Raw genomic sequence first — 16,776 nt, 5'->3', positions numbered from 1 at the left:
GAAAACATGAAAAAAATTATATATAGTTTACTATTCTTCTTTGTTATAGGAAATAGTATCGCACAACAAACACCCGCAGATAAGCAAACAAAAGCTTTTTCAATTGAAGGTGCAACGGCTCATATTGGTAACGGAAAAGTTATTGAAAATTCGTTAGTAATGTTTAACAATGGTAAAATTACTTTTGTTGGTAGCGCTAAAATGAAAATAGCTAGACAAGGAACTATCATAAACGCAACCGGAAAACATATTTACCCAGGTTTTATTGCTGCAAACGCAACTTTAGGTTTGGTTGAAATTGATGCTGTAAAAGCCAGTGATGACCAAAGAGAAATTGGTAGAATGAATCCGCATATTAGAAGTTTAATAGCCTACAATGCAGAAAGTAAAATTGTAGAGTCTATGAGACCTAACGGAGTTTTAATGGCACAAATTACGCCAAGAGGCGGTACAATTTCTGGAACTTCTTCTATTGTACAATTGGATGCTTGGAATTGGGAAGACGCTTCTATTAAAACAGACGACGGAATTCACATGAACTGGCCTTCTAGTTTTACAACTGGTAGATGGTGGTTAGGCGAAGATCCTGCTTTAAAACCAGATTCTAGATATGCTGGTAAAGTAGATGAAATAAAATCTTATTTTAAAAATGCTAAAATCTATTTAGCTGGTAAAAAAGCTAAAACTCATTTACCATACCAGGCTACAGAAGGTTTATTTAACGGTTCTAAAAAGCTTTTTATTCACGTAGACGGACAAAAAGAAATTACAGATGCAGTTACCATTGCTAAAAATTTAGGTATTAATAACATTACAATCGTAAATGCAGAGCATGCAGATAAAGTAGCCGATTTGTTAGTAAAAAATAATGTGTCTGTAATTTTACAAAGACCACATAGAAACCCAGGTAATGAAGATGATTCTTACGATTCTACATACACTGTTGCAAAAACACTTTTAGATAAAGGTATTATTGTAAGCGTTGGTATGGAAGGACAAATGGAACGTATGAATACTAGAAACATACCATTTTATGCAGGTACTTTTGCAGCACATGGTTTAACTAAAGAAGAGGCTGTACAATTGATTACATTAAATACAGCTAAAATTCTAGGAATCGATTCTTTTGCTGGTTCTTTAGAAGTTGGTAAAGATGCTACTTTATTTATTTCTGAAGGTGATGCATTGGAAATGAGAGGAAACATTTTATCAAAAGCATTTATACAAGGTAGAGATATAAGTTTAGAAACGCACCAAACTAAACTTTGGAAACGTTATTCTAACAAGTACAAAACCAAATAAAAATTTTCTACAAATAAAAAAAGGCTCGCAATTTGCGAGCCTTTTTAATCAAAAACAGTTAACAGTAATAAAACATACTTAAATTCTCCTTTTTCTTAGCAATCGGATCTTAAAACAATCTGTCTAACAATTTAAAGTAATTGTTTTATTACATCACAAATATTGTATAAAATCTTTATTACTACAATACCTATAAATAGGTATATTTGTATTGATGAAAGAAATTACAAGCATACAAAACACATACGTTAAAGACCTTTTAAAACTTCAAGAAAAGTCTAGAAAACGCAAAAAAAAAGGATTATTTATTATAGAAGGTAAAAGAGAAATTTCTTTAGCAATTGCTGCTAATTATAATTTTGACACTGTTTTGTTTGTAGAAGATATAATTACAGAAAAAGAAATCTTACATCTATTTAACGAAAACATTCACCGTATTAAAATCTCTACAGAAGTTTATCAAAAATTAGCTTACAGAGATAGTACAGAAGGCATCATTGCGGTTACAAAATCTAAAAACTTTTCTTTAGACGTTATTAAATTCTCTTCTAGTAATCCGTTAATTTTAGTAGCAGAAGGTGTAGAAAAACCTGGAAATATTGGTGCTATTTTAAGAACTGCAGATGCCGCAAATGCAGATGCCGTTTTTATCGCAAATCCTAAAAGCGACATGTACAATTCTAACATTATTCGTTCTAGTGTTGGTTGTGTATTTACAAATCAAATTGCTGTAGGTTCATCCGAAGAAATTATTGCTTTTTTACTAGAGCATAACATTAAAATATTTGCAACTACTTTACAGAATTCTAATGAATATTATAAAGAAAATTATACAGAAGGAGCTGCGATTGTTGTGGGTACAGAAGCTACAGGTTTAACCGAAGTTTTTAGAGAAAAAGCAACACAAAATATAAACATACCAATGCAAGGAAAAATAGATTCTATGAATGTTTCTGTAGCAGCTGCAATTGTTTTATTTGAAGCAAAAAGACAAAGAAATTTTAAATAAACTCATCAATTAACAATGCAACCTACAACTTTGTTTTACATATTAATTGCGATTCTAATTATTAGTTTTGTTATCGATAAAATTTTAGATTACTTAAACGCAAAATGTTTTGATGATACAATTCCGATTGAATTAGCAGATGTTTACGAAGAAACTGCCTATAAAAAATCTCAAGCTTATAAAAAGACAAATGCAATATTCTCTAATCTTACAAGTACATTTTCATTTACTTTAACCTTACTTTTTTTTATTTTGGAAGGATTTAGCTATGTAGATAATTTTGCCCGTAGTTTTACGGATAATAACATTCTTGTAGCTCTAATTTTCTTTGGTGTAATTATGTTGGGTTCTGATATTTTAACTACGCCATTTTCTTACTATCAAACATTTGTTATCGAAGAAAAATTTGGTTTTAATAAATCTTCTAAAAAAACTTTTTGGTTAGATAAAATAAAAAGTTGGCTAATGACAATTATTATTGGCGGACTTATTTTATCGATAATTATTTGGTTTTATCAGCAAACAAAAGAAAATTTTTGGCTGTATACTTGGCTCTTAGTTTCTGTCTTTTCTTTGTTTATGAATATGTTTTATGCAAAATTAATTGTGCCAATTTTTAACAAACAAACTCCGTTAGAAAACGGAGAATTAAAAACTGCTATCGAAAAATACGCAGAAAAAGTTGGCTTTAAACTCGATAATATTTTTGTTATTGATGGCTCTAAACGTTCTACAAAAGCAAATGCGTATTTTTCTGGTTTTGGTTCTCAAAAAAGAATTACACTTTTTGACACACTAATAAATGATTTAGAAACAGATGAAATTGTTGCCGTTTTAGCACACGAAGTTGGGCATTACAAGAAAAAACATATCATTTTTAATCTTGTTACGTCAATTTTAATAACAGGATTTACACTTTATTCATTATCGTTATTTATTAATTATCCGATATTTTCTGAAGCCTTAAGTGTTACAAAACCAAGTTTTCATATTGGTCTAATTGCTTTCGGAATTTTATATTCACCCATAACAGAAATAACTAATTTAATAATGAATTTTATTTCTAGAAAATTTGAATATCAAGCAGATGATTTCGCAAAAAAAACCTATGCAGCAAAACCATTAATAAGCTCTCTTAAAAAACTTTCTAAAAATAGTTTAAATAATTTAACGCCACATCCTGCCTACGTTTTTATGCATTACTCGCATCCTACTCTATTAGAAAGGGTTTTAAATTTAAATAATAAAAGTTAGTTTTTCTTTAATACCGATTTTACTATATCCTTAATCATTTCTTTATCTGTTTTTAATGCATTTAAAGGCAACATTGTGGTTAACGATATACATAAACTATCTTGCATACTAATAATATATTCTGATTTTACATAACGTTTATCAGATTTACTAATTTCGTAATTCGTAGTATATACTTTTTTACCATATGCACTTTTTTCTGCCCAAACTTTATCGTTTTGTGTACTAGCTATTTTTAGCTTTTGATCTTCATAAGAATTCGGTAAATACAAAGCTATAACTACGGCATCTTTATTTTTAGATCCGTACATATTTGTTGCAAAATTTTCAAAAAGAGCTGCGTCTATATCAATATTAATTTTCCTTTTTTGGATTTCGAAAATCAAATGCTTCTTATTATTTTCTTGCGCATAAAAATTAAAACTAAATAATGTTAGTAAGGTTACGAGTAATAGATTTTTCATTTTTCAAAAATAATAAATAATACTGCTGTTAATTTAGAAAACGAAATGCTTGTTTGTTAAAATTCTTATTCTTAAATTCACTTTAGAATAATTCATTATCTATAAAGTAATATATGCAGTACACAGCAACTATAGAAGAAGAAAATAAGGAAATTGCAAATAGATATAAAGATCTATTAAAAGGTACTTATGAAATTTTATCTGCAGATGATAAGAAGTTGATTAGAAAAGCTTTTGAGATTGCAGTAGATGCCCATTCGGAACAACGAAGAAAAACAGGAGAGCCTTATATATTTCATCCTATTGCTGTAGCTAAAATTGTTGCTATGGAAATTGGTTTGGGTGCAACTTCTATTGCAGCTGCCCTATTACACGATGTTGTAGAAGATACTGACTATACTTTAGATGATATGGAGCAATTGTTCGGAGAAACAATTGCCAGAATTGTAAACGGTTTAACTAAAATTTCTCGATTAAACAAAGAGCAAGATGCTTCTATACAAGCAGAAAATTTTAGAAAAATGCTCTTAACTTTAAATGATGATGTTCGAGTTATTTTAATAAAAATTGCCGACAGATTGCACAATATGCAAACTATGGATGCAATGCCTGCACACAAACAGGTAAAAATAGCCTCTGAAACCTTATATATTTATGCGCCACTAGCACACAGATTAGGATTATACAATATTAAAACAGAACTAGAAGATTTAGGTTTAAAATATACCGAACCAGAAGTTTACACAGATATTGTTACTAAAATTAAAGAAAGTAAAGAAGAGCAACAAAAATACTTAGAAACATTTGCCGAAACGTTAAAAAAAGGTCTAGACAAAGAGAACTTTACGTATGAAATAAAAGGTAGGTTTAAATCCATTTATTCTATCCGTAGAAAAATGAGAAAGCAAAATGTAACTTTTGAAGAAGTTTATGACAAATATGCAATTCGCATTATTTATAAACCTACTTCCGATGATGATAAATTTGATGCTTGGAAAATTTACACAATTGTTACAGATTATTTTAAACCAAACCCAACAAGGCTAAGGGATTGGATTTCTCAGCCAAAATCTACAGGTTATGAGGCTTTACACATCACTGTAGTTGGGCCAGATGCACAATGGGTAGAAGTGCAAATTCGTTCTAGCAGAATGAATGAAATTGCAGAAAAAGGTTATGCTGCACACTTTAAATACAAACAAGGTAATTCTAACGAAAGTGGTTTAGAAACTTGGTTAAATAGACTAAAAGAATCCTTAGAAAACCAAAGTTTAAATGCGGTAGATTTTGTAGAAGAGTTTAAACTGAATTTATATGCAAAAGAGATATACGTTTTTACACCAAAAGGAGAATTAAAATCGTTGCCAAAAGATGCGTCTGCTTTAGACTTTGCGTTTACAATACATACAGATGTTGGTTTAAAATGTAGAGGCGCAAAAGTAAATGGTAAATTGGTTCCTTTAAGTCATAAATTAAAAAGTGGCGATCAAATAGAAGTAATTACTTCTTCTAATAACAAACCAAATGCTAGATGGTTAGATTTTGTAATTACTGCAAGAGCAAAAACAAAAATTAGAGCGGCTTTAAAAGAAGAAGAAAAGAAAATTGCAGAAGAAGGTAAAGCAATTTTAACAAGAAAATTAAGACATTTAAAAATACCATTCAATGAAAAAACAATAAACGAACTTGTAAACTTTTTTAAGATTAGAACTAGTTTCGATTTGTTTTTTAGAGTTGGTAATGGTGCTATAGATAATACTAGCTTAAAGGCATATGTTGCGCAGAGAAACAGTACTATTTTAAACTTTTTCAAAACAAAGTTAAGAAGGTCTCCATCTAACAATAAAGAAACTGTAGACACAGAAGAAGTTACAAGCAAATACGATGCTTTAGTGTTTGGTAAAGAAGAAGAAAAATTAGATTATAAACTTTCTAAATGTTGTAACCCTATTCCTGGTGATAATGTTTTTGGCTTTTTAACAATTAACGAAGGTATAAAAGTGCATAAAAAGAATTGTCCTAATGCAATTTCTTTGCAATCTAATTATGCCTACAGAATTATGCTTGCCAAATGGATAGATTCTACAAAACAAGACTTTAAGGTTATTTTACACATTAGCGGTGTAGATAATAGAGGTATTATAAATGATTTAACAAAAATTATTTCTAGCAATATGGGTGTTTTTATTAACAGTATAAACATTGCAGGTAATGAAGGTATTTTTGATGGTAAAATTAGTTTAAGTGTTAAGAATAGCGGACAATTAAACAAACTAATTAACAGCATTCAGAAGGTAGAAGGTGTTAAAAAAGTAGACCGTGTTAATAGTTTATAAATATACTCTTCAAAAAAGAAGTTATTTATTCAGAAATAACTGTATTTTTGCTTTTTCGTAAAATTTTAAGATAATGAGTAATTCTCTTGAAAATCAAGAAGTAGTAAAAAAAGTATTTACAGCATATTTAGAAGAAAACAAGCACAGAAAAACACCTGAACGCTACGCTATTCTTCAAGAAATATATGACGCCGACGAACATTTTGATATAGAATCTCTCTATATTAAGATGAAAAACAAGAACTATAGAGTTAGTAGAGCCACACTTTACAACACTATAGAAATTCTGTTAAGTTGCGGTTTGGTAAGAAAACACCAATTCGATGGGCAATCTATGGCCCGTTATGAAAAAAGTTATTTCGACAAAAATCACGATCATGTTATTTTTACAGATACAGGTGATGTAAAAGAATTTTGTGACCCAAGAATTCAAATTATCAAAAAAACCATAGAAGATATTTTTGATATTGATATTCAAAATCACTCACTTTACTTTTACGGTACAAAAAAGAAAAAATCTTAATTAACAACAATACACAACACAAACAACAAATTACACAACTAATGGCTGTAGATTTATTACTAGGACTGCAATGGGGAGATGAAGGAAAAGGAAAAATCGTAGATGTTTTAACAACAAACTATGATATTATTGCTCGTTTTCAAGGAGGCCCAAACGCAGGACACACTTTAATTTTTGATGGACACAAACACGTTTTACATACAATTCCTTCAGGAATTTTTCATAAAACTGCATTAAATGTAGTTGGTAATGGTGTTGTAATAGATCCTGTAATTTTTAAAAAAGAACTAGAAAATTTAGATAAACATAACATAGATTATACTTCTAAATTATTAATTTCTAGAAAAGCACACTTAATTTTACCAACACATAGATTGTTAGATGCTGCATCAGAAACATCTAAAGGTAAAGCTAAAATTGGTTCTACTTTAAAAGGAATTGGCCCAACTTATATGGACAAGACTGGTAGAAACGGAATGCGTGTTGGTGATTTAGAATTAGACAACTGGAAAGAAAAATACGATGCTTTAACAGAAAAGCATATCAAAATGTTAGAATTCTTTGATGTTCAGATAGAATATGATTTAAAAGAATTAGAAGCAGAATTTATCAAAGGAATCGATAAATTAAAAACATTAGCTTTTATTGATAGCGAAGAGTTTTTAAACCAAGCTATTAAAGATAAAAAGACAATTTTAGCAGAAGGTGCTCAAGGATCTTTATTAGATATCGATTTTGGCACATATCCTTTTGTAACATCATCTAACACAACTGCCGCTGGTGCTTGTACAGGTTTAGGTGTTGCACCAAATAGAATTGGTGAAGTTTTCGGAATTTTTAAAGCGTACACTACTCGTGTTGGTTCAGGACCTTTCCCTACAGAACTTTTTGATAAAGATGGTGAAGAAATGGCTAGAGTTGGTCATGAATTTGGTGCTACAACTGGTAGACCAAGAAGATGTGGCTGGTTAGATTTAGTTGCTTTAAAATATGCTGTAGATGTAAACGGTGTTACACAATTAATGATGATGAAAGGAGATGTTCTTTCTGGTTTTGATACTTTAAAAGTTTGTACATCTTACAATTATAAAGGTGAAGAAATTTCTCACTTACCATATAACATCGAACCAGAAAATGTTTCTGTAAATTATTCTGAATTTAAAGGTTGGGATGAAGATTTAACAAAAATGACTTCTGCAGATCAGTTGCCAAAAAACTTAATGGATTATGTTGCTTTTATTGAAAAAGAAACCGGTGTACCTGTTAAGATTGTTTCTGTTGGTCCAGACAGAAAACAAACTATTATGAGATAGTTATTTTCTAAAACTATATAATTTAAGCATCTTTTATTCATTTAAAAGATGCTTTTTTGATTTTTAAATCTGTTTAAATGCCTTAATTATTTTCACTTTTCTTTAGTAATCAACTACTATCTTTTCAGTATTTTTGCCTAAAACAGTAACTTTTGAAAAAAATACTATTATTTACTTTTCTTTTAATTAGTTTTTTAGGATTCTCACAATCAAAAAAAATGATTTATTCTGCAGAACAACAATATGTAGATGAAAGCAAATATCCTGGAGCAACCGTATTAATTGGTAATGTAAAAATGACGCATGAAGGCGCGATTCTTACATGTAAACAAGCTTTGTTTTATCAAAAAGAAAACTTTTTTAAAGCATTAGAAAATGTAACTATTAAACAAGGTGATACGATTACGCAAACTAGTGATTATCTAGATTATGATGCTAATTCTAAACAAGCTTTGTCTTGGGGAAATGTAGTTTTAAAAGATCCGGAAATGACTTTAACTACAGATACTTTGCAGTTTGATAGATTAAATCAGAAATTATATTACCGAAGTTATGCTACTATAAAAGACCAAACAAATACCTTAAATAGTAAAAACGGAAACTATTATTTAGAAACTAAAAAGTTTACAGCAACTACAAGAGTTACCGTTGTAAACCCAGAGCACAACCTAGAATCTAACCATTTAGATTATTATACAAACTCGGGTTTAACCTATTTATATGGTCCTTCAACAATTACAAATACTCAAAACGAAAATAAAATTTATTGTGAAAGAGGTTTTTACAATACAAAAACTGATATTTCTTATTTTGTAAAAAATGCAAAACTTTTTTTGAAAGAAAGAACTGTAGAAGGCGATAGTTTGTATTATGATAAAAAACAAGGTTTTGCCTCTGCTACAAACAATATTCAGGTAATAGATACTGTTAAAAACTTTGTTACTCGTGGTAATTATGCCGAAATTTTTGAAGAAAAAGATTCACTTTTTATCATTGAAAAAGCTGTGGCAATTTCTATTGTAGACAAAGATTCTACATTTATTCATGGTGATACGCTTTTGATAACTGGTGCTCCAGAAAAAAGAATTGTAAGAACTTATCATGATGTCAAAATTTTCAAATCGGATCTGCAAGGTAAATGCGATTCTATACATACAGATCAAAAAACAGGTGTTACAAAAATGTTTAGAAACCCTGTGTTATGGTCTGATGGCAACCAAATAACAGGTGACACTATTCACTTAATATCTAATGTAGAAACTGAAAAATTAGATTCTTTAAAGGTTTTAAATAATGCTTTTATAGTTTCTAAAGATTCTCTTTCTATAGATGAATATAACCAAATAAAAGGAAGAAATATGTTTGGTAAATTCAAAGAAAATAAACTTAAATTATTGTTGGTAAAAGGAAATGCCGAATCTGTATATTATAACAGAAACGAAGAAACCGGTGTTATAGAAACAATTACCAAAGAAATTTCTAGTAATATTGAGTTTACCCTAGAAAACGGACAAATTGCTACAATTAAATATTTAAAAAAATCAGAAGGAAAAACATATCCTCCTTCCCTATTTCCATCAGAAGATAAAAAATTACAAGGATTTATTTGGCGAGAAAGCGAGCAACCAAAAACAAAAGAAGATATTTTTAAAGATGATAAAAATCAAAAGTTACCTGTAAAAAGTGATAAAGATTTTATAAAACCTTTAATTATGAACGATCCAAAAAATAACACTAGAGAAAGTACTTCTAAAAATAAGTAAATGAAAGAAGATTTCTTTAAATATCAAGCGCAAACGTCTCCTCACCCATTTGCTTTAGAAATATCACATGCAAAAGGAAGTTATATTTTTGATACAGATCAAAAAAAATATTTAGATTTTGTTGCTGGCGTTTCTGCAAATAGCTTAGGCCACAATCATCCGAAGGTTACAAATGCTATTAAAAGTCAATTAGATGCTTATTCGCATGTTATGGTTTATGGTGAGTTTGTACAAAAACCGCAGGTAGACTTATGTAAAATCTTGGTAAAAAATTCTCCGGAAAAATTAAATTCAGTTTATCTTACAAATTCTGGTACAGAAGCTACAGAAGGTGCTTTAAAATTAGCAAAGAGAGTTACTAATAGATCTGAAATTATAGCCGCAAAAAAGTCTTATCATGGCAATACTATGGGCGCAATGAGTATTTCTGGAGTCGAAGAACAAATTCAGGCTTTTAGACCTTTAATTCCTGGTTCTAAATTTATTGAATTTAATAATGAGCAAGATTTAGACAAAATTACAACCAAAACAGCTGCTGTAATTTTAGAAACAATACAAGGTGGCGCTGGTTTTATTGCACCAACAAACAATTATTTAACTAAAGTAAAATCGAAATGTGAAAAAGTAGGTGCACTTTTAATTTTAGATGAAATACAAACAGGAATAGGTAGAACAGGAACCTTTTGGGGCTTCGAAAACTACAATATAATTCCAGATATTATTATCACGGGTAAAGGTTTGGGTGGCGGAATGCCAATAGGTGCTTTTATTGCTGATTTTAAAAATATGGAGCTTTTAAAAGAAAATCCAAAACTTGGTCATATTTCTACTTTTGCAGGAAACCCTGTTATAGCAGCTGCGGGTTGTTCCACAGTGACAGAGATTTTAAATGAAAATTTACTTGAAGAAAGTTTACGTAAAGAAGATTTAATTAGAAAGCATTTAAAACATCCAGCTATAAAAGAAATTAGAGGAAAAGGTTTAATGCTTGCTGTAATTTTAGAAAATCCTGATATTACAGCTAAAGTAGTTTTTGATTGTTTAGATAAAGGTCTTATTCTTTTCTTTTTACTTTTTGAAAATTGTGCACTTCGTGTTACTCCTCCTTTAAATATTTCTGATGAAGAAATTATTTTAGGTTGCAACATAATTTTAGATAGTTTAAACAATAACTCGAAATAACTTATTACAAAATATTTATTTAAGAAATTTAGTTATTTCAACTTTTAAAAACTACAAGAAAACTCTTAATTTTCTTAAATTCAGTTAAATAGCGTTAATAAAATCATAAACTAGTACTTTGTGTGAAACCTTTTTAGGTTAGTGTAGTCTTTACAGTATAACATTAATCTCAAACACACTTATTATGAAAAATTTTAAAACAATTATCGCAGTATTAGCAATTAGTTTATCAACAGTATTTACAGCCACTGCAACAGACCCAGTATTAAAAAAGACCAAAGAAAATTCTAACTTAAGAACAGAAATGTCTTCTTATTTAGGAAATAAGATTCCTGTTGTTTTAAAACAAACTACCTCTGCAGAAGTATCTTTTATAATTAATAATAAGAACGAAATAGTTGTTCTGTCTGTAGATTCTAAAGTATCAGAATTAAACACCTACTTAAAAAGTAAATTTAATTACAAGAAAGTTAATTTAAAAGGAATTAAAAAAGGTGAAATTTATTTGATGCCTTTAAAATTCGAAATAAAATAATACAACTTGGTTGGTTAGTTGGTGCTCATTTAAAATTTATTTTTACTTGAGCATTTTTTTTGATAAAAACTGAAAGAGCAACTCAAAAAAATTGAATTGCTCTTAATAATCAACCATTAACAAAATTAAATAGTAGATATATTTTTTCAGTTATCTAGTTACTGTTCCAGATAAATTTACAACAGGGCCTGCTCCCATTGTTAAAACTGTATGGTCTTTTGCGGTACTTGGTACTAAATGCGCTAATGGTTTTAATGTAAATGGAGCCGTACTATTGTCTGGACTTGGCTCTATCGATATTACAATCGTTGCTCCTTTTAAATCTGTAGGAAAATCTACACCAGCTGCAGAACCCATTACATAATCTTCTCCAGGATATCCAGGACCATTATTTAAAGTTCCTTTAAAAGGAGATGTTGCAGCGTTATCATCGGCTCCTGAACCCGTTAAAAATGTTCCGGTACTAACAGGTGTGCCATTTATTACTACCCAACCTTCATATTTCCATCCATCTGTTAAAGCAGGTAAACCTAAACCAGCTGTAACTGTTGGAGCATCTGAATTGTCTAAAAACCAAACTCCGCTTGCTTCATTTGTATCATCGTCATCTGTTGGAGTAGCTAAAATATATTTTCCGTAAGATTCTCCTAAAGTTTTTAAATCTCCAGAAGCATCAACTACAATATTATCTGAATTTACACTTGCTGAATTTCCAGAAAAATCACCAGCTAAAATTTTAGTTGCTGCAGGTGCTGGGTCAGAATCTACTGCTGGCTCAATAGATAGCACAAACTTAGTAGCGTCTTGCAAATCTGCAAGGTTTACAGTGTAACTCTGCGGAAAATTAACACTAGTAAATGTACCTGTACTAACCGGAGATCCGTTTACAATTAACCAACCTTCATATACAAAATCTGCACCTAATTCTTCTAATCCTGATAAATTTACAGTTAAATTACCTGTGGTTGGTTCATTTTCATTGTCGCTACATGCAACAAATAGTGTTGTTAAAGCAAAAATAATTGCTAAGTTTAAAACTTTTTTCATCTTATTAAATGTTTATTGTTAATGTTGATGACAAAGTTAAAAGCTAAAGAAATATTTAAATGTTAGCTAGCGAACACTTAAGCAGTTTTTTGTAAAATTCTAAGTTCTTTTCTATTAAAGTTTATAATATTTTCTTCTTTAAGTTCATTCATTAAAACATTTAAATTAGATCTAGATGTACCAATTAAAGATGCAATGTCTTTTTGGGTATACGGATGAACTATTATTTTATCTCCGGTAGATTCGCAATCGTAGCCATATTCTTCACAAAGTTCTTTTGTAAATTCTAAAAAACGAGTTCTGGTATCCTTAAATAAAATTAATTGTAATCTTCTCTCTAACTTTTTAAATCTAAGTCCTAAGAATTTATAAATTTTTAAACTAAATGTTTTATTATCACGCATTAAATCATGCATTGTTTCTACACTTATTGGGCAAATAGACGTTTTCATATCTATAGATTGCGCAAATTCATTTCTTTTTTCTTCTCCCAAAATAGCCTTTTCACCAAATAGCTCTCCTTTTGTTAAAATTGCATTGATAATTTCTTCACCAGCTTCTGTGTAATAACCTATTTTAACTTTTCCTTTTTCAATAAGAAAAACTTTATTTGCTGCATCTTCTGTAAAATAGATATAATCACTTTTTTGATAAGTATCAAAACTGTGGCATTTTTTGTAGTCTTTAAATTTATGTGGACATAAAAGATGAAACAAATTAACGTGATCAAAAAACCATATATTTTTCATAAGGGTAGTGTTTTAGACAATTATTATAAAAGTCTTAAAACAGCTTATATACTTACAAAAAGTATGAATTAATCCTTAATTTTTAATAATAAGTTAGGGTTTGGGCAGTTCTCTTTATAAAAATCTAAATCTTTACTAGAGGAAACACCTGGATAATCACCTTTATTACCTTGTAAATTTTTTATAATTTGAAAATGTAAATGTGGTGCATAATCTCCGTTTACTGTAGCATTTCCTAATTCTGCAATTACTTCTCCTTCATTAAATTTATCACCAACTTTTAAATTTTGAATCGAATTTTCAGATAAATGTCCATATAAAGTATAAAAGTTATAATCTGCGATTTTATGTTCTAAAATAATTGTTGGTCCGTAATCACCGTGATTTTTATTAAAATTAAAACTATGTACTTTTCCCTTTAAAACGGCCAATACTTTGGTTTTTTCTTTACACCACAAATCAATACCTAGGTGTATATTTCTTTTATCTTCTTCACTTAAATTTTTAAAATACGCACTTCTGTCATATAAATTTCTTTTTTCTAAATAACCACCATAAGCTACATGCTTATTTTCTTTTTTTAAAAAAGCTTCAATATAATTTTCCCAATCATTAGAAGAAGAAACATCAAAACTTAATAAGTCTTTATTTGTATTAGAAATGTTTATTGGCACATAACTAGATAGATGTATTTTTTTATCTATAGCTAATAAAGGCGTTTCTGATATATTCTTTAAAAAAGATTCAAAAGGATTTAATTTCATAAAATAAAAGTAAAAAAAACTCTCGAAATTCATCGAGAGTTTTACATTAAATTGACTTAAATATTAAGCATTTTCTTTTTTTATTAAGTTTAATGCAGAACCTTCATTATACCAATCTATTTGACTTTGGTTATAAGTATGGTTTACAATAATAGTATCTTTAGATCCATCTGCATGTACTAATTCTATAGTTAAAGGTTTGTCTGGTGCAAACTCATTTAAATCTAAGAAATTAAATGTATCATCTTCTTGAATTAAATCATAATCTGCTTCGTTTGCAAAGGTTAAACCTAACATTCCTTGTTTTTTAAGGTTTGTTTCGTGAATTCTTGCAAAAGATTTTACAATTACAGCAACTACACCCAAATGTCTAGGTTCCATTGCTGCATGCTCTCTAGAAGAACCTTCACCATAGTTATGATCTCCTACAACCACTGTTTTTATTCCTGCTGCCTTATATGCTCTCGCAGTATCTGGCACTCCACCAAATTCTCCTGTAATTTGATTTTTTACAAAATTTGTTTTCTTACCAAACGCATTTACTGCACCAATTAAACAGTTGTTAGAAATATTGTCTAGATGACCTCTAAAACGTAACCAAGGTCCTGCCATAGAAATATGGTCTGTTGTACATTTTCCGAAAGCTTTAATTAATAATTTTGCCCCAGAAATATCATTTCCAATTGGCGTGAATGGCTCTAATAATTGTAATCTTTCAGAATCTTCATTTACAGCAATTTTAACGTGACTTCCATCTTCTTCAGGCGCTAGATAACCATCATCTTTAACTTCAAAACCTTTTGGAGGCAATTCCCATCCTGTAGGTTCATCTAACATTACTTCTTCTCCGTTTTCGTTAATTAATTTATCTGTAATAGGATTAAAATCTAAACGACCAGCAATAGTTACAGCTGCAACCATTTCTGGTGAAGCAACAAATGCATGCGTATTAGGGTTACCATCTGCACGTTTTGCAAAGTTTCTATTAAAGGAATGAATTATTGAGTTTTTAGGAGCATTTTTTGGATCTTCATAACGTGCCCATTGCCCTATACAAGGTCCACAAGCATTTGTAAAAATCTTAGCATCTAATTTTTCAAAGATTCCTAAAATACCATCTCTATCTGCAGTATATCTAACTTTTTCAGAGCCAGGATTTATTCCAAAATCTGCTTTCGTTTTTAACCCTTTGTCTATAGCTTGTTGGGCTATTGAAGAAGCTCTTGATAAATCTTCGTAAGAAGAATTTGTACAAGACCCAATCAATCCCCATTCTACTTTTAAAGGCCAATCGTTAGCATTAGCTGCTTCTGTCATATCAGCACCAGCTTTTGTAGATAAATCTGGAGTAAAAGGACCATTTAATAACGGACTTAGTTCTGATAAATTAATTTCTATTACTTGATCGAAATATTGCTCTGGATTCGCATATACTTCTTTATCTCCTGTTAAATAATCTTTAACTTCATTTGCAGCATCAGCTACATCACCTCTGTCTGTAGCACGTAAATAACGTTCCATAGATTCATCATAACCAAACGTAGAAGTTGTAGCTCCTATTTCTGCGCCCATGTTACAAATTGTACCTTTACCTGTACAAGACATAGAAGTAGCACCTTCTCCAAAATATTCTACAATAGCACCAGTACCTCCTTTAGCAGAAACAATACCAGCAACTTTTAAAATAACATCTTTTGGCGCTGTCCAACCAGATAATTTACCTGTTAATTTTACACCAATTAATTTCGGAAACTTTAACTCCCAAGGCATACCTGCCATAACATCTACTGCATCTGCACCACCAACTCCAATGGCAACCATACCTAATCCTCCAGCGTTAACTGTGTGAGAATCCGTACCAATCATCATTCCTCCTGGAAATGCATAATTTTCTAAAACTACTTGGTGTATAATTCCTGCACCTGGTTTCCAAAAACCTAAACCATATTTATTAGAAACAGATTCTAAAAAATTAAATACTTCATTACTTGTATTTAATGCATTTTGCAAATCTGAACTTGCGCCATTTTTGGCTTGAATTAAGTGATCGCAATGGGTAGTGGTTGGTACTGCTACTTTAGATTTACCAGCTTGCATAAATTGTAACAATGCCATTTGTGCTGTTGCATCTTGCAAAGCAATTCTATCTGGAGCAAAATCTACATAGTCTTTTCCTCTTACAAACGCCTTATCAGAATTACTATCCCATAAGTGAGAATATAAAATCTTTTCTGCCAAGGTTAGTGGTTTTCCTGTAAGTTCACGAGCAGCATCAACACGTTCAACAACGGTTGAATACACTTTTTTAATCATATCAATATCAAATGCCATAAGAATTATAAATAATTTAAAGGTTTTTGTTATAAGTTTTACTAATTCACAAGGTACAAAATTTATAATTATTTGATAAATGATTTATTTATTAATAAAGATTTAAAACTTATACCTAAATAGAAAAATTTGATACTCATTTTAGATATAAACAAAAAAATCCTGAGTTTAAAAACTCAGGATTTTCTATTTATATAAATTTTT

Annotated in this window: 14 protein-coding genes; 9 read left to right on the top strand and 5 right to left on the bottom strand. The window is 29.8% G+C overall.

Features of this window, described 5'->3' with window-relative positions; genetic code table 11:
• The first annotated feature begins 6 nt into the window (after nucleotides 1-6).
• The 3 genes from B5464_RS12630 to B5464_RS12620 all read left to right on the top strand — a co-directional run bounded on the left by B5464_RS12630 (nucleotide 7) and on the right by B5464_RS12620 (nucleotide 3,565).
• Entirely contained in the window at nucleotides 7-1,302 is a 1,296-nt protein-coding gene (locus B5464_RS12630; protein ID WP_079738658.1) for an amidohydrolase family protein, read from the top strand.
• Between the two features lie 214 nt (nucleotides 1,303-1,516).
• The gene (locus B5464_RS12625) at nucleotides 1,517-2,311 is read left to right on the top strand and encodes an RNA methyltransferase (RefSeq protein WP_079738657.1); all 795 of its coding nucleotides are present in this window, start codon (nucleotides 1,517-1,519) and stop codon (nucleotides 2,309-2,311) included.
• Nucleotides 2,312-2,326: 15 nt separating this feature from the next.
• Nucleotides 2,327-3,565, top strand: coding sequence for a M48 family metallopeptidase (locus B5464_RS12620; RefSeq protein WP_079738656.1), 1,239 nt, complete (start codon nucleotides 2,327-2,329; stop codon nucleotides 3,563-3,565).
• On the opposite strand, the gene B5464_RS12615 is transcribed toward B5464_RS12620, so the two are convergent.
• Nucleotides 3,562-4,029 carry a hypothetical protein gene (locus tag B5464_RS12615; protein ID WP_079738655.1) on the bottom strand — a complete coding sequence of 156 codons (468 nt, stop codon included), beginning with the start codon at nucleotides 4,027-4,029 and terminating at the stop codon, nucleotides 3,562-3,564. The two genes, B5464_RS12620 and B5464_RS12615, sit on opposite strands and share 4 nt — an antisense overlap.
• Before the next feature lie 113 nt (nucleotides 4,030-4,142).
• Here B5464_RS12615 and B5464_RS12610 point away from each other — a divergent pair, with 113 nt between their 5' ends.
• The 6 genes from B5464_RS12610 to B5464_RS12585 all read left to right on the top strand — a co-directional run bounded on the left by B5464_RS12610 (nucleotide 4,143) and on the right by B5464_RS12585 (nucleotide 11,681).
• Complete coding sequence (locus tag B5464_RS12610) at nucleotides 4,143-6,365, top strand: bifunctional (p)ppGpp synthetase/guanosine-3',5'-bis(diphosphate) 3'-pyrophosphohydrolase (RefSeq protein WP_079738654.1); 2,223 nt, start codon at nucleotides 4,143-4,145, stop codon at nucleotides 6,363-6,365.
• Nucleotides 6,366-6,438: 73 nt separating this feature from the next.
• Nucleotides 6,439-6,888, top strand: a complete 450-nt coding sequence (locus B5464_RS12605) for a Fur family transcriptional regulator (protein ID WP_077809077.1) — start codon at nucleotides 6,439-6,441, stop codon at nucleotides 6,886-6,888.
• 41 nt (nucleotides 6,889-6,929) lie between these two features.
• Entirely contained in the window at nucleotides 6,930-8,201 is a 1,272-nt protein-coding gene (locus B5464_RS12600; RefSeq protein WP_079738653.1) for an adenylosuccinate synthase, read from the top strand.
• A 218-nt stretch (nucleotides 8,202-8,419) separates the two neighbouring features.
• Nucleotides 8,420-9,964 carry an OstA-like protein gene (locus B5464_RS12595; protein ID WP_079738652.1) on the top strand — a complete coding sequence of 515 codons (1,545 nt, stop codon included), beginning with the start codon at nucleotides 8,420-8,422 and terminating at the stop codon, nucleotides 9,962-9,964.
• On the top strand, nucleotides 9,965-11,146 hold the full coding sequence (locus B5464_RS12590; protein WP_079738651.1) for an aspartate aminotransferase family protein: 1,182 nt from the start codon (nucleotides 9,965-9,967) through the stop codon (nucleotides 11,144-11,146).
• 184 nt (nucleotides 11,147-11,330) lie between these two features.
• Entirely contained in the window at nucleotides 11,331-11,681 is a 351-nt protein-coding gene (locus B5464_RS12585; RefSeq protein WP_077809074.1) for a hypothetical protein, read from the top strand.
• A 150-nt stretch (nucleotides 11,682-11,831) separates the two neighbouring features.
• Here the strand turns inward: B5464_RS12585 and B5464_RS12580 are convergent, their stop codons facing one another.
• The 4 genes from B5464_RS12580 to B5464_RS12565 all read right to left on the bottom strand — a co-directional run bounded on the left by B5464_RS12580 (nucleotide 11,832) and on the right by B5464_RS12565 (nucleotide 16,572).
• Nucleotides 11,832-12,728, bottom strand: coding sequence for an anti-sigma factor (locus B5464_RS12580; RefSeq protein ID WP_079738650.1), 897 nt, complete (start codon nucleotides 12,726-12,728; stop codon nucleotides 11,832-11,834).
• A 77-nt stretch (nucleotides 12,729-12,805) separates the two neighbouring features.
• A complete protein-coding gene (locus B5464_RS12575; RefSeq protein WP_079738649.1) occupies nucleotides 12,806-13,477 on the bottom strand; it encodes a Crp/Fnr family transcriptional regulator in 672 nt (223 codons plus the stop codon).
• A gap of 68 nt (nucleotides 13,478-13,545) precedes the next feature.
• Entirely contained in the window at nucleotides 13,546-14,241 is a 696-nt protein-coding gene (locus B5464_RS12570; protein ID WP_079738648.1) for a peptidoglycan DD-metalloendopeptidase family protein, read from the bottom strand.
• Between the two features lie 63 nt (nucleotides 14,242-14,304).
• Nucleotides 14,305-16,572: an aconitate hydratase gene (locus B5464_RS12565; protein WP_077809070.1), complete on the bottom strand. Its 2,268-nt coding sequence runs from the start codon at nucleotides 16,570-16,572 to the stop codon at nucleotides 14,305-14,307.
• Nucleotides 16,573-16,776 lie beyond the last annotated feature (204 nt).

The sequence above is a fragment of the Polaribacter sp. KT 15 genome (genome assembly GCF_900143115.1).
In the GTDB taxonomy this organism is placed as follows: domain Bacteria; phylum Bacteroidota; class Bacteroidia; order Flavobacteriales; family Flavobacteriaceae; genus Polaribacter; species Polaribacter marinaquae.
The sequence above is the reverse complement of the archived record's forward strand: the minus strand, read 5'-3'. Positions and strand labels throughout refer to the sequence as shown.

Coding starts and splice junctions, on each gene's coding strand:
- B5464_RS12630 (WP_079738658.1), top strand. CDS start 7: ATGAAAAAAATTATATATAGTTTACTATTCTTCTTTGTTATAGGAAAT.
- B5464_RS12625 (WP_079738657.1), top strand. CDS start 1,517: ATGAAAGAAATTACAAGCATACAAAACACATACGTTAAAGACCTTTTA.
- B5464_RS12620 (WP_079738656.1), top strand. CDS start 2,327: ATGCAACCTACAACTTTGTTTTACATATTAATTGCGATTCTAATTATT.
- B5464_RS12615 (WP_079738655.1), bottom strand. CDS start 4,029: ATGAAAAATCTATTACTCGTAACCTTACTAACATTATTTAGTTTTAAT.
- B5464_RS12610 (WP_079738654.1), top strand. CDS start 4,143: ATGCAGTACACAGCAACTATAGAAGAAGAAAATAAGGAAATTGCAAAT.
- B5464_RS12605 (WP_077809077.1), top strand. CDS start 6,439: ATGAGTAATTCTCTTGAAAATCAAGAAGTAGTAAAAAAAGTATTTACA.
- B5464_RS12600 (WP_079738653.1), top strand. CDS start 6,930: ATGGCTGTAGATTTATTACTAGGACTGCAATGGGGAGATGAAGGAAAA.
- B5464_RS12595 (WP_079738652.1), top strand. CDS start 8,420: ATGATTTATTCTGCAGAACAACAATATGTAGATGAAAGCAAATATCCT.
- B5464_RS12590 (WP_079738651.1), top strand. CDS start 9,965: ATGAAAGAAGATTTCTTTAAATATCAAGCGCAAACGTCTCCTCACCCA.
- B5464_RS12585 (WP_077809074.1), top strand. CDS start 11,331: ATGAAAAATTTTAAAACAATTATCGCAGTATTAGCAATTAGTTTATCA.
- B5464_RS12580 (WP_079738650.1), bottom strand. CDS start 12,728: ATGAAAAAAGTTTTAAACTTAGCAATTATTTTTGCTTTAACAACACTA.
- B5464_RS12575 (WP_079738649.1), bottom strand. CDS start 13,477: ATGAAAAATATATGGTTTTTTGATCACGTTAATTTGTTTCATCTTTTA.
- B5464_RS12570 (WP_079738648.1), bottom strand. CDS start 14,241: ATGAAATTAAATCCTTTTGAATCTTTTTTAAAGAATATATCAGAAACG.
- B5464_RS12565 (WP_077809070.1), bottom strand. CDS start 16,572: ATGGCATTTGATATTGATATGATTAAAAAAGTGTATTCAACCGTTGTT.